This window comes from Paenibacillus gansuensis (assembly GCF_042684925.1).
Lineage (GTDB): Bacteria > Bacillota > Bacilli > Paenibacillales > DY6 > Paenibacillus_N > Paenibacillus_N gansuensis.
The window spans coordinates 103412-116703 of the sequence record NZ_JBHUME010000005.1 but is presented as its reverse complement, the minus strand read 5'-3'; the positions used below and the strand labels follow the sequence as shown (position 1 = coordinate 116703).

At 49.9% G+C, this 13292-nt stretch carries 12 protein-coding genes; 3 read left to right on the top strand and 9 right to left on the bottom strand.

From position 1 onward, the window contains the following. Positions 1 to 249: 249 nt before the first annotated feature. The 3 genes from ACFSUF_RS04500 to ACFSUF_RS04490 form a co-directional block, all read right to left on the bottom strand. Positions 250 to 1167 carry an aminoglycoside phosphotransferase family protein gene (locus ACFSUF_RS04500; RefSeq protein ID WP_377600560.1) on the bottom strand — a complete coding sequence of 306 codons (918 nt, stop codon included), beginning with the start codon at positions 1165 to 1167 and terminating at the stop codon, positions 250 to 252. Between the two features lie 13 nt (positions 1168 to 1180). Then, entirely contained in the window at positions 1181 to 1378 is a 198-nt protein-coding gene (locus ACFSUF_RS04495; RefSeq protein ID WP_377600558.1) for a hypothetical protein, read from the bottom strand. Positions 1379 to 1449: 71 nt separating this feature from the next. Then, on the bottom strand, positions 1450 to 2322 hold the full coding sequence (locus ACFSUF_RS04490; RefSeq protein WP_377600557.1) for a helix-turn-helix domain-containing protein: 873 nt from the start codon (positions 2320 to 2322) through the stop codon (positions 1450 to 1452). A gap of 121 nt (positions 2323 to 2443) precedes the next feature. Between ACFSUF_RS04490 and ACFSUF_RS04485 the strand changes: the two genes are divergently transcribed. Together ACFSUF_RS04485 and ACFSUF_RS04480 are read left to right on the top strand one after the other, a co-directional pair. Then, positions 2444 to 4417 carry an alpha-amylase family protein gene (locus tag ACFSUF_RS04485; protein WP_377600555.1) on the top strand — a complete coding sequence of 658 codons (1974 nt, stop codon included), beginning with the start codon at positions 2444 to 2446 and terminating at the stop codon, positions 4415 to 4417. Positions 4418 to 4527: 110 nt separating this feature from the next. Next, complete coding sequence (locus ACFSUF_RS04480; RefSeq protein ID WP_377600554.1) at positions 4528 to 5250, top strand: class I SAM-dependent methyltransferase; 723 nt, start codon at positions 4528 to 4530, stop codon at positions 5248 to 5250. A 426-nt stretch (positions 5251 to 5676) separates the two neighbouring features. On the opposite strand, the gene ACFSUF_RS04475 is transcribed toward ACFSUF_RS04480, so the two are convergent. From ACFSUF_RS04475 to ACFSUF_RS04450, 6 genes are all read right to left on the bottom strand, one after another. After that, on the bottom strand, positions 5677 to 6519 hold the full coding sequence (locus ACFSUF_RS04475; RefSeq protein WP_377600552.1) for an AraC family transcriptional regulator: 843 nt from the start codon (positions 6517 to 6519) through the stop codon (positions 5677 to 5679). 127 nt (positions 6520 to 6646) lie between these two features. Beyond that, a complete protein-coding gene (locus ACFSUF_RS04470; protein ID WP_377600551.1) occupies positions 6647 to 8545 on the bottom strand; it encodes an FAD-dependent oxidoreductase in 1899 nt (632 codons plus the stop codon). A 2-nt stretch (positions 8546 to 8547) separates the two neighbouring features. Further along, positions 8548 to 9351 (bottom strand): hypothetical protein, encoded by an 804-nt coding sequence (locus ACFSUF_RS04465; protein ID WP_377600549.1) that lies wholly within the window; start codon positions 9349 to 9351, stop codon positions 8548 to 8550. A 312-nt stretch (positions 9352 to 9663) separates the two neighbouring features. After that, positions 9664 to 10749 (bottom strand): aspartate-semialdehyde dehydrogenase, encoded by a 1086-nt coding sequence (gene asd / locus ACFSUF_RS04460; RefSeq protein ID WP_377600547.1) that lies wholly within the window; start codon positions 10747 to 10749, stop codon positions 9664 to 9666. Between the two features lie 506 nt (positions 10750 to 11255). Then, positions 11256 to 11690: a DoxX family protein gene (locus ACFSUF_RS04455; protein ID WP_377600544.1), complete on the bottom strand. Its 435-nt coding sequence runs from the start codon at positions 11688 to 11690 to the stop codon at positions 11256 to 11258. A 22-nt stretch (positions 11691 to 11712) separates the two neighbouring features. Then, positions 11713 to 12306 carry a TetR/AcrR family transcriptional regulator gene (locus ACFSUF_RS04450; RefSeq protein ID WP_377600543.1) on the bottom strand — a complete coding sequence of 198 codons (594 nt, stop codon included), beginning with the start codon at positions 12304 to 12306 and terminating at the stop codon, positions 11713 to 11715. Positions 12307 to 12543: 237 nt separating this feature from the next. On the opposite strand from ACFSUF_RS04450, the gene ACFSUF_RS04445 reads away from it, so the two are divergent. Beyond that, positions 12544 to 13242: a sialate O-acetylesterase gene (locus ACFSUF_RS04445; RefSeq protein WP_377600541.1), complete on the top strand. Its 699-nt coding sequence runs from the start codon at positions 12544 to 12546 to the stop codon at positions 13240 to 13242. Positions 13243 to 13292: the final 50 nt, after the last annotated feature.

Below are 13292 nucleotides of genomic sequence, written 5' to 3'. Positions count from 1 at the left end.
TACCCTTACACGCGGGACCGCGACTCTACAGCGGCCAAAAGTACCGTTGCACGCGGGACCCATGGCTCTGCAGCGGCCAAAAGTACCGTTGCATGAGGGACCGTGTCTTTGTATCGGCCAAAAGTACCGTTGCACGAAGGACCGCGACTCTGTAGCGACCAAAAGTACCGTTGCATAGCTGCCCATACCTCGTATGAAAAAGGACCCCGCAGTTTAACCTGCGGGGTCCCTTTGTTGCTGATCATTACTTTAACTTACTATCTCTTCTTCGCGCAGCCACTCCCCGTACCACTCAGCACACCGGTAGGTTTCCTTCATGAAAGAGTCCTGATCCTCCGCCGCCCAGCAGGCATACAGCACGGTCAAAGAAAATGCGGCCTGCAGCAGCCTCGTCTTGTCCAAGCGCAGTCCCGAGCACAATCCCTCAATCCGCCGTCTCAACAATTGTTTCGGATTCGTGTTGTGGTGGAGTTCATTGTGAAGAAAGGTAATCAAGCCGAAATACGGATCGCCTGCAACACCCTTCGGGTCTATCGCTATCCAGCCGCGCTGCTCCGAATACAATATGTTCTGGTGATGCAAATCTCCATGAAGCAGCTCGGCGCCTTCAGAGGTTTCGGTAAGCTCCCGGAACAGGTCCCGGGCGGTTTCAACAGCTTCAGCAGGGATCGGCATTTCCCCGGAAATATATCGCTGTTCGTACTGCTCCAGCCCCCTTGCCCAATCCATAATACTCGGACCCCGGAAGCCAGCGGGAACGGGACGGCGCAAAGCTTTCCAAACGTTCATGGCTTGCTCCAGCGCCGCATCCTCCCCCAGTTCCTTCAGCATCGTACCGGGACTCAGCCGTTCCAGCAAAAAAACGCCTTCCGCGGGGTCCGATTTTAGCAGCCGCACACATCCTTCGCCTTGGTAAGTTTCCAGCGTGTGAATTTCGTTTCTTGTATCAAAGTTCGGCACGCCCAGCTTTAACACCACTAGTTCTCCTGTAGAGTCAACCGCCTTTACCACATAATTGTAAGATAAGTTAGCATAAGGCTCCCCTATCTGTAACTCCCACCTTTCCGCATATCTCCGCAACCTGTCATCCAGTGTCTCAAGCCATCTCCGGCCTTCTTCGCCGAAAGCCCCTATGATTTTACTCTGAAACTTTTCAGGAATAACCATGTACAGACCCCTTTCAAATTTTCACGTCCACTCTGGTCCCGCGTTTCTCCAACACCCTGCCCGCCCGTCTCAAGAGAAGATATAAGCGCAGGTAAACGATCAGTCCCCCTGCAGCCATAACAATATAGGATGGGATGAGAATGTCCTGAGACAGATTCAGCGTAAACGGCAAGAACACCGCAGATAAAGCCAAAAAGCCAATACTAAACAACCGCACATCTTCAGCTTTGCGCCGTAACGGCCTTGCTCCCGCGTCATTTGCATGCAGTACGAATCGTGTTCTTACACTTGCCCTCTGCGGATCCTCCTGTACTGGCCCGGCGTAGTGCCCGTGTGCTGCCTGAACAGCCTGATGAAATAGTTATAATCAGGAAATCCTGTCTGCTCGGCCAGCAGAGGAAGCGGCGCATCCGTATGAATCAGCCGCTGCTTTGCGTCCTCAATCCGCAGGTAGTGCAAATACTTCACCGGAGACATGCCCGTGTGCTTTTTCATACATCTGGTGATGTAATCCACATTATACTTCAATTCCCGCTCCAGAGCTTCAGAAGAAAAAGGCTGCAGATGCGTATCCCGAAGAAACGCCTGCGCCTGCTCGCTGATTTTCCGGGACTGTGTCGGCTGCTGGGATGCGGCTACCTGGATTTGCAGTTCCATGAACAGCTGCATCACTCTTGCATGAAGCTCCATCGAACGCTGAAGCGTGAAGTCAGCATGCAGGGACACCATCCCGTTCAAAATAGGAAGCAGCGGACGGATGTCGATATAAGCATATTTCGGTAGATACATAAACTGCCTGGTCGGCGTTGTGCTTTCGTCCGTATCCCTCGGTATCACACTGTCCCAGGCAATATGCTGAGAGTCCACATGCTCCGCCGGCTCCGCATGAATGAAATGAACCCAATAGATTTCGGTATGTTCCTCACACGGTCTCGTGCCCACATGCGTTTTACCTGCTTCCAAAATGAGCAGCTGACCCGGAAGAATAGAATATTCCCGGCCCTCCTCTCCCATATACAGCGCACCTGTTATGACAAACAACATGTCGTATACTTGAAAATTCCGTTCAAAATGACGCTGGCCAGGGGCCCACGTCCCATGCCCTACGGTCATAAATTGGGGGGTCGGCGGAATTTCAAACTGTAAGCACTCCATCGGTTCGCCTCCTACTATATTTAGTCGCTTTTATGCTATAGATATCGTTTTCTCCGCTATACGGCGAAATCCTTTTTATCCTATAGTCAATTTAAAAGCCAATACAAAGGAGCTGAGTCATTTGCGTTTTCGTCAAGTTCATCTCGATTTTCATACTTCTGAGGCTATCCCTGCCATTGGGGCATCGTTCTCCAAGGAACAATTCCAGTCTATGCTTAAGCTGGGCCATGTAGATTCTATAACGGTATTCTCCAAGTGCCACCATGGTTGGGCCTATCACCCGAGCAAGGCCAATGAAATGTACCCTCATTTGACCTTTGATCTGCTGGGCGCCATGATCGAGGCCGCACATGAAATCGGGGTTCGTACACCTGTCTACATCTCTGCCGGGCTGGATGAGAAACTGGCCAGGCGCCATCCGGACTGGCTCATCCGCAACAAACAGGAACAAACCCAATGGGCCAAAAGCTTCATGGAACCGGGGTATCACGAATTCTGCTTTAATTCGCCTTATCTAGACGTCCTGCTAAGGCAGGTCGAAGAAGTCGTGCAGCAATACGATGCGGACGGGCTTTTTCTGGATATCGTGGGAGTCCGTACCTGCTATTGCCAATATTGCATACAGTCACTTCGCGAAGCAGGACAGCATCCGGGTGATGAGCAAGCCGTACTGCGTTTGGGAGAGCGTACCTATGCCAACTATACCGCCCGTATACAGGAGCTGATCAACCGGTTGAAACCGGGACTTCCGGTGTTCCATAACGGCGGCCACATCCGCAAAGGGCGCAGGGATCTGGCCCGGATGAACAGCCATATTGAGATCGAATCGCTTCCTACCGGCGGTTGGGGCTACGACCACTTCCCTTCTTCGGTCCGTTATGTACAGCAGCTGGGCATGGAGTATTTGGGTATGACAGGCAAATTCCATACGTCCTGGGGGGAATTCGGCGGGTACAAGCATCCGAATGCGCTAAGATATGAAGTCGCATTAAGTTTGGCGAACGGGGCCAAATGCTCGATCGGTGACCAGCTGCACCCGTCGGGCACGATGGATGAGGCTACTTATCGGCTGATCGGAGCGGCTTACAGAGAGGCGGAGCAGAAAGAAGCCTGGTGCACAGGCGTAACGAACGTGGCTGATGTAGCTTTGCTTTCTCCGGAATCGCTTCATTCCAGTGATTCTCCTGAACTGGCATCAAGGCTGGCCTTGTCCGAAACAGGAGCCGTTCGGATGCTGCTGGAGGGACATATTCTATTTGATGTTGCTGACCGGGAAACCGACCTTACTCCCTATCGGGCAGTGATTCTCCCGGATGAAGTACAGGTGGACAGCGATCTTCAGGCAAAACTGTCAGCCTACCTCGCTCAAGGCGGAAAGCTGCTGGCAACGGGGTCAAGCGGTTTAAGACAGGATGGAACAGGTTTCGCCTTCGATTTTGGCGTTGCCTGGAAAGGTTCAAACCCTTACCGGCCGGATTATTTCAAGCCTGCTTTCGACGTAAGCCTCTGGGGGCCTGCCTCTTATATCATGTACGGGCAGGGGCAGGATGTAGCGCTTACGAGCGGTGAGGTCCTCGGCTATCGGGAACATCCCTACTTTAACCGCGAGACCTTCACTTTCTGCTCGCATCAGCACACGCCCAGCACCGGAGAGCCGGCGGGGCCGGGCATGGTGGAAGGTGCAGATGGGGTCTACATCGCGTGGAATCTATTCGAGGATTATGCGATAAAGGGCAGCCTGATTTTGCGGGAAACGGTGCTGTATGCCCTTGGTAAACTTTTAGGGCGTCATACGTTAACATCCACCCTCCCCGCACAAGGCATTGTCACCCTGCAGCATCAGGCGAAAGAAAACCGCTATGTCAACCACTTGCTTTACGCATCGCCTGTCAAGCGGGGAGATGGCATTGAAGTGATTGAAGATATCGTCCCGCTTTCCGATATTCAGGTGACGGCAGAGCTTCCCGGCGAAGCAGCCGCAGTGACTTTGGAGCCGCAAGGGACCGCCCTGCCGTTCGATCAACAAGGAACGACCATCCGTTACACGGTACCTTCTGTGGAGTGTCATCAAATCGTGGTTATTCAAATGCTTTAATTGAAATCCGTATTAAATTTACTGAACCTGGACCATAGTCCAATTCCCGGCCTGAACGGCAACATAGGGTAATTACACAGAACTGGAAACAGGCCGGGGAGGAATCGATAGTGAAGTACATTGATGTATTGGCTAGATTTGGCGCAGGGAGTGCTCACCCGGGGGGACTTGCATCCACCCGGTCTCTGCTCCGTCAATACCCGCTCGGTATCAACACCCGTATTCTTGAAATCGGGTGCGGTACGGGCAAAACCGCTTGTATGCTGGCCTCTTTAGGACATCGGGTGACGGCCGTGGATCTTCATTCAGAAATGATTCGTAAAGCTAAGCAGAGGGCCGCAGCAGCAAAGACATCCATTGAATTTATACAGGCAGATGCAGCGTCCCTTCCCTTCCGCGACGGAGAGTTCGATGTCGTGCTTGTGGAGTCTGTATTTAATTTTGCGGACAGATCAGCCGCCTTGTCGGAATGCTATCGGGTATTGGTCCCGGGCGGGTGTGCCTATATCCGGGAGCTGATGCTGGATCCTTCAGCTGCACCGAATGCTTTACAGGAATTTAACGACTTCTTCGGATTAAACAGCATCGTTAGCGCGGAGGCATGGACCCTTCAGCTGAAGTCATTGAACTTCAGCCAAGTCGATCTTTTGGAGAACAGCCATTTAGATTTTACCATTTCCGAACATGAGGAGCCGGACGAGGAACATCTGTCTTACATGGATGAGGGCAGCTTAATGGATGAGGAAGTCTGGGAAATGCTGCTGCGGCATGACGATCTCATGACCAATAACGCATTGAATTTACGGAACGGTCTAATACGGGCGGTCAAATAGCGTGAATTTTGTTTAACTCAGCATGCGACACTTCTCCAAGTTGTGCATTGTTCCGCCAGTGAACCTGGCGGCAAGTCGCACAATTCTTTGCCTATCACTTTATCCGGACTTAGATCAAACAGGTTACCTTCACTCATTGTCCCTTGTAATCCGGTGAATCAGCCCGTTCTGCCGGCACAGGCTTTTCCTTATTTCGTCCTGAGACGACTGAAGCTGCTCCGTAAAATTCATGCATTGAGTGAGGGTTTCCCATCATTATCTTCACATGCATTTCCAACCCAAAGGTTTAGAAAAGTTCCTGCGAAAGTTTTAGTTTGGTATTAGGATAATAGACATCTGATAACGCAAAAAAGTTGAGCCCTCCTTCAACACAGGGTTCACCTTCGTTAACTTCATCATTTGCGTCAAGCCCTTGCCTCAGGCTTATCATCCAGGCTGGCCTTGACGGTATTCCCGCGGGGACATTCCGGTTTCCCGGGAAAACAACCTGGAAAAATAAAGCGGATCTGAATATCCGACTTCGTAAGCTATCTCATTGATCGGGGCGATGCCATTGCGCAAAAGGCTTTTAGCCCTCTCCATCCGTATTTTGTTAATATAACTTACATAGCTGTAACCGGATATCCTTTTGAACAATAACGAAAAATTACTGATGGACATAGAACACTCTCTTGCCATCTGCAACCGGCTCTTGGGATGTTTAAATTGAGAATGAACATGTTCCATCGCTCCCCTCATCGATTGTTCCGACCGTAACAAAGCTAAAGAGGCGGAGTGCTGCCTCTTCTCCACCTCTGAAAGCAGTTTTACAAGCAGCGCCCTGCAGCGCCATTCATAACCCGGTTGTTTCTCATTCCAGCCATCCTGCAATTGTTGAAATTTCTCCTTTGTCCACGAATCTTCTTCCGTCGTCAGGACATGCGGCAGCGGGAGAGCTCCAGCCGGCTCTTTGGACAGCAGCTCCATCCCCTCCCATTGAATTAACCGGTAGTCAAAATGAACTGCAATATACAGCAACGGATTCGTTGCATTCGTCGAGAAAATAAGACTGCTGCCCGGCGGCGAGATGTGATAAACACAGCCCTTCTGCAGCTGATGCTTGATCCCGTTGATCTCCAGAGTGCCTTCCCCCTGGATGACGAAACCCAAATTACACATTCTTGTCGAAGGAATGACGACTTGAAAATCATGATGTCGCCAGTGAGTCTCATCCCTCAGCAATACATCAAAAATCCGCGGCATAAAGCCGTTTATAAATTCCTGGTCCATAGGGATTCCCCCTCAATGAAAGGTGAAAAATTATGCTTAAAGGCGAAACGAACTTCCCGACCTGGAAGGTGAGAAATTCGTTTCATTCCGACGAAATATCAGAACTGAGTATAACATAATCGAATGTTTAGCAGTCCCATTTCCTCACATAATTTTCATAAATCCGCTGAACCCGATCGTTCATCCGCTTTTTAAGAAAGCCGTTAGCCTCCCGGAAGTGAGATTTCAGCGTAATGGTCAGATCCAGCCCCGGATCCGCCAATCGGCGGGAAACAGCCTCCATGAGGGGATTTCTCCAATGCTCGTAAGTATCGGCAATCCGCAAGGCCGCCATCATGGAGAAGGTGAAATATTGAAAATAGAGTTCCTTAAGGTCGTAAATAAACTCCTCGTTCCTGTTATCTGTTTGCTGAGTATAGAGGAAGGAATCCTCGTTCATAAAATGAAGCAGTTCAGGCATGATCTCCTGGTCCTTCAACCGGCCGAGCAGATAAATGGCCGCGAACACGTGAGGCTGATTGTATTTTCTGCTTGTCTTGGGAAGATAAAGGTCACGTGCATACACCATCTCCCTAAGTACCGGCAGGCAAACCCGATTTTCTAATAATGCTAAAGCAATTGCACTGTTTTTCCGGAGCAGCGGCTGGTCTTGGCAAATCAGCCATTCCGTCAGTGAAGCGGCAGCCTGTTCGCCTAACCGTTTTACAGACCAGATGGCAATACCCGGTTTCTCGCCAGCAAGGGCATCCCTAATTTCATCCGTCTCCGTTAACCAGGAAACTTCAGGTACCGCTATCTGTTTATGGTCCTCTTGCGGCGTAATCTCCCGAATCTCCATCTTCTGCTCCGGATTCAGGCAGTTCGTCTCAAGAAGCATCTTCCTCAGCTCCCCGTAAGGGACATCTTTGAGAGAAACGCCTTGCTGGACGGAAAGATAGGCCATAGACGCTGCCACTTCCCCGCACTTCTCCATATCGCGCTTCTGCCTGACCGCCGAAGCAATGTCATGATCGAGTGAAATGCAGCGTCCTGCAGCAAGCAGCCCGTCATAACCTTGCGGGATCAGCACACCTTTTGGAATCGGCACATTCAGGTTAGGTCCGAAAAGAGAGGCGGCAACAAGCCAATCCTGCTGAATTTCGCTTTCAAAGGCCATATCCTTTCCATGATTATCCAAATTGGAAAATCCAAAGAAAACCGGTTCTTGCGTTAACCGGTCCGCAAGTACATCGGACAGCGTAACCTGCTCCTCCCCCACAATGCGGCTGCTTTCACGAATGCCTAAAAGCGGTGCAGTCTTCAATAGCAGCGGATCGTCCGTAAATTTTTCCCGCAGATGCGTGCCTAATAAATTTGATTCAAAAATCGCCCTGTTTACACTTACCGGATCACCTGTCCGCATATAACCGGAGTCTGTATAAAAGTTACCCACGGAACCGTTAGAGTACAGCTTCATTTGTACGTTAGAGAATGGCTGGCATTCCTGGTCCAGCTCTCTTCCCGCTGCCAATTGACAACCCGCCAGTTCGCATACGTCCGCATTGCCGGTGGCATCGATCACAATGGAAGCACTGCTTTCGTGAATTCCTGCAGGGGAAGCCCAGCGAATCCCTTTCACCTTTAACCCATCCAGAAATACCCCGGTTACGAATGAGTTATAATGGACTTCCACACCGGCCGTAACCGCTTCTTTATCCAAAATCCAGTTTTTAATTTCAGCATGCACCCCTTCGAACGGAACAAAATCATCCTGTTCCTGATACGATGCTACCTTGGCGTCAATGCCTTCGAATATGCCTCCCCGGTTCCCGTAATAATAGCCGACAACCCCGCCGACGGTCCCTGTGCCGCCCATGCACGTCAGGCGTTCCAGCCCCAGAACCTTCAGACCCTTCCGCGCCGCCGTGATGGCTGCAATAGCCCCCGCCGTCCCCAAACCAACGACAATGACATCGTAATGGCTGCTAAAATGGGCATGAACAGCGGCCGACGTGATGCTCCCGTCCCTTTTCTCCGTAAACAGCATGGCTAACAACCCCCTTTTCCAATATGAATTCCATGATCGAAAGCTTCCAGAGGACTGGCATAATATCCGGAAGGACGCCAAGACCAGCAGGAACCGATTTGGCTGCAGTCCATATCGTACGTCATATCAAACTCATCCGCATGGGTCACGAAAGCGCTGGAAACAAGTGCCCCCGGCCGGTTTAACCAGAACTCAAACAGCTTGTTTCTTGCTGTGATCCATCCGTCCTGAGGATCTAGAGGAAACTGCAGTACAGTCTCCTGCCCGAACCTTCCGCGCAGAACGGCAAATCCTTCGATCTCCTCCGCGGGCAAGCTGTCCGGCAACCCTCTTACGATTAAATTTACATGTTTGGACTTACACCGGAAGTCTGCCGGCCGTGTCGAACAAGCCAATGTCGTATCGATGACTTCATCCGCCCAAATCGTCCGCAGGCCTGATGCATCGTAAACCTGGACTTCATACTTGCCCTTATGCTCCTTTACATCCAGTACGGAGGTTTGCATTCGTACATTCAGCTTGTCCTCAACGATAAGCTTGATCAGAACAGGCATTAGTCCGGGTAAATGAAGCCTTCCGTCTTGTCCGGAAATGTTGCGTCCGGCCATCTCTTGTTCCAGTTCCCTGCCTTTAGAAGTTACAGACGAATATGCTGTCCTTGCCAGCTTAAAGCTTCGGATAAACTCACTTCCGACACTGTTCCCCGATTCCAGCAGTAATGCGTTTTCCCCTTTGCCCGACAGTATTCCCAAACCCAACATGGATGCTCCTACAATCAGAGTTGACACCTTTTCCGGATGGCTCAAGTAGATACTCCTCCCTTACATTCACCGGATCATCGATTGATTGATCAGGAAAATTCAATATGATTCATGTATTCTTTATTAATTATACGAACGTTTAGTAGGGAGTAAATGGATGAAACAACTTCAAATATGGACAATTATCCAATGGAAAAATTGCCTGTTCAAGAAAACAACAGCTTTCGGACAAACATAAAAAAAAGGCGACCCTGAAATTTACAGGATCACCAGAAACGGTATTAGCGGTACCACTTGCCGAAAACTCCTCAGACTAGATTTCAACGCATGACATGTTTTCAGAAATAAACCGTGCTGCTATTTGGCTTGAATATATCCTTCCGCTTTAAGCAGCTCGGCAATCAGCACTGCGCCTCCGGCCGCTCCGCGTAAAGTATTATGGGATAAACCTACAAATTTATAATCATATAAGGAATCCTCCCGCAGTCTGCCTGCGGATACGCCCATCCCCCGCTCGATATTACGGTCGAGTTTTGTCTGAGGCCTGTTTTCTTCTTCAAAATAAGTAATAAACTGCTTAGGTGCGCTCGGCAGACCCAGTTGCTGCGGGCGTCCTTGGTATTGGCTCCATCGCTCGAGAATTTCTTCCTTGGACGGCTTCTTCTCAAACGATACGAACACAGCAGCCAAATGGCCGTCGGTAACCGGAACGCGGATACACTGCGTCGTAATGGAAGGTCCGCTCGCTTTGACAATTTCTCCGTCCACGACGCTTCCCCAAATGCGCAGAGGCTCCTGCTCGCTTTTCTCTTCTTCCCCTCCGATATAGGGAATCACGTTGTCGAGCATGTCAGGCCAGTCGGTAAAATTCTTGCCTGCGCCTGAAATCGCCTGGTATGTCGTAGCAACCACTTGTGTCGGATTGAATTCCTTCAGGGCATGCAATGCCGGTACATAGCTTTGAATGGAGCAGTTCGGCTTGACGGCAATAAAACCGGTTGTCGTTCCAAGCCGTTTTCTTTGAGCCTCGATGACTTCCAAATGGCTTGGATTAATTTCCGGAATGACCATCGGCACGTCAGCTGTCCAGCGATGAGCCGAGTTATTCGAGATGACAGGCGTTCCGGTTTTGGCATAGGCCTCCTCCAGCGCTTGAATCTCGTTCTTCTTCATATCTACTGCGCAGAAAATAAAGTCAACCTGACCGGCTACCTCTTCCACCTTGGAAGCATCCTGCACCACAATTCCTTTCACTTCCTGCGGAATCGGCTCCTCCAGCTTCCATCTGCCTTGTACGGACTGTTCATAGGTTTTCCCAGCAGAACCAGCGCTCGCGGCAATAGCCGTTACTTGAAACCATGGATGCCCGTCTAACAGCTGAACAAAACGCTGACCCACCATCCCCGTGCCGCCGACGATACCTACCTTCAATTTCTCTGCCATATCTGATTCCAATCCTTTCACGTGAAATAATGGTCTTAAACCTGTACAAATTAAAAAAATCCCGCCCCTAAGACTTCTAAAGCCTTAGGGACGAGATCTATTTCCTCGCGGTACCACCCCAGATTCGTTACCGTGTCGCCACGGAAACCTCTTCAAGTACTGCATATCCATGCTGTACTCCAGCTCTGTAACAGGAGCTCCTGGCAAGTCATCCCCACGATAAATCCGGTTCCGATTGCTGCTCTGAGGCTTTCTTCGATAGGGCATTCTTGCTCCTTTTCAGCGGCCGGAGCTCTCTGTGTAAGAATGTCCCTACGTACTCTTCTCTTCATCGCATTTGAATATTTCTACTTATATTATCAGATAATTCCCGCAAGGTAAATGGGTTTTCTTTATGGATACACATTTAATTCATGAATAGAAAAGGCAGCGTGAAAAGAATCCACGCTGCCTTTGTAAATCAATTGTATCCTTACTGGTCCGATCTCTATGGACAAGACGCAGACTTACCCCGCTAAGAGGACAGCCGCGAGAAATACGAACTGCAGCAAGGTACGGACAAGCAGATTAGGTGCAGGTCTCCCGCCTATAGTCAATCTTTCGCGGGCTGCCCTTACGTTTGCCGGGAACATGGCCGCGAGTAGAACCGCCAGGCAGATGGAAGCTGCACGGGAGGTAACCGGGAACAGAATGCCGAAAGCTCCCGCAATTTCCAGCCACCCGGTGGCTGTCACAATCCAATCCGGTCTTGGAATCGCAGCCGGAACCATCCGGATGAGATCAGGCCGTCTTTTTCCCCAGTGGGCGGAAGCGGTAAGCAGCAGCATAACGGCCACTGCTCCCTGAAGCGACGAATACCAATTGTCGAAATATGACCAGCCGAACAGCCCTGAGACTTGGAACAGCAGAAACGAAACAACAAGTGCAAATAAAGGTACCATCTATCATCCTCCGTTTCTCTATTTATCGGGATTTTAAAATATTGACCATGAACGTCGAATAATCTTGGGTAGTAAACGAAAGCGAACCTAAAGGAATCGAGGAGCGGACACGCAAACCGAACGAGAGCAGGACGAACATATCAGCTGTTTTATCAGCATCGATCGATTCCGAAATCACCCCATGCTGTTGGCCGGTCAGAATCCATTGCTTGGCTAAATGCACGGACCGCCCATAATACTCTTTAAGTGCTTCTGCGATGAGAGGCTGATCTTCCTTTCCAAGCAAATAAATCAGCACCTTGTTCGTTACGTCTTGAGCATCTTCCAGCACCGGAAGACGGTCAATGATCCTCTGCATGGGTTCATCGAACGTTTTTTCGCCTTGTTCCACTACGTTCATAAAATGTTCGTTTGTCTCTTCCAGCCGCTCCTGCAGCACCCAGGCAAAAATCTCGTCCTTGCTCTTCACGTAATGGAAGATAGCGCCCTTTGACAATCCCGATTTTTCCATGATGTCTTTCATAGTGATGGAGTGACACCCTTTTTCCCGTATCAGCTCTTTGGTCGAATCAAGCAGCAGCCTAATCGTTTGCAGTCTTCGTTCCTCTTGCTTCAAAGTAATCCCCTCCGTGTTCGATTAAAGAACCTAAAAAACGTGTCAATCTGCCTTTATTTGTATTATAAATACCGACCATCGGTTTGTAAATCTTAAGTTTCACATTCAGGAGTCACCTCATTGAAAAAGGACGCTATGTACATATTCAACGAAGGAAGGTTTCATTTCTGATTGCGCCTTGGCTAGGTATATGTTACGATTTCCCCCAAATTTAATCAGACATTGAGGTGCTTACATATGCAATTGTTTCTATTGATCGGGCAATCCAACATGGCCGGAAGAGGAGAACTCACTGAACAGGATCGTAGATCAGTTACGGAGGAGAACATCTTCATGCTTGATGCCGACGGACATTGGCAGCCTGCGCTCGAACCTGTCCATTACGACAACCCGGATCTTGCCGGGATAGGACCAGGCCTCTCATTTGCCAAAGCCGTCAAGCCTTACCTGCGTGGAGAGCCTATCGGATTAATTCCATGTGCTGTAGGCGGAACTAAGATAGAACGGTGGATAAAAGGCGGAGATTTATACCAGAACGCAGTTGCCCGCACCTTATCATGTATGGAACGCGGATCTCTCAAGGGCATATTGTGGGCTCAAGGCGAAAGTGACTCCAAGGAGATCTCGGACGCAAAAGCTTACCCTAACCGATTACTTGGATTCATTCACGATATTAGACAAGATTTACATTCTCCAAGAGTCCCATTCATCGCCTCAAAACTGGGGTCATTTATGGATCCCCGGTCTTATCCGTACACTCATATGATTGATGAGGCGCTTCATGAAGCCTCTCTTACCCTTGGCTCATTTCGATTGGTAGAATCATCGGGACTTACCCATAAGGGTGATTTTCTGCACTATGACAACACTTCAGCCAAACAATTGGGACAGCGGATGGCCCAGGCCTGGCAGGAACTAGCTTCACTGTCTGAATAAGATGGACAAACGGCTTTATAGAGCCTGTCCCTTGGGTTTTCTTCGACTTG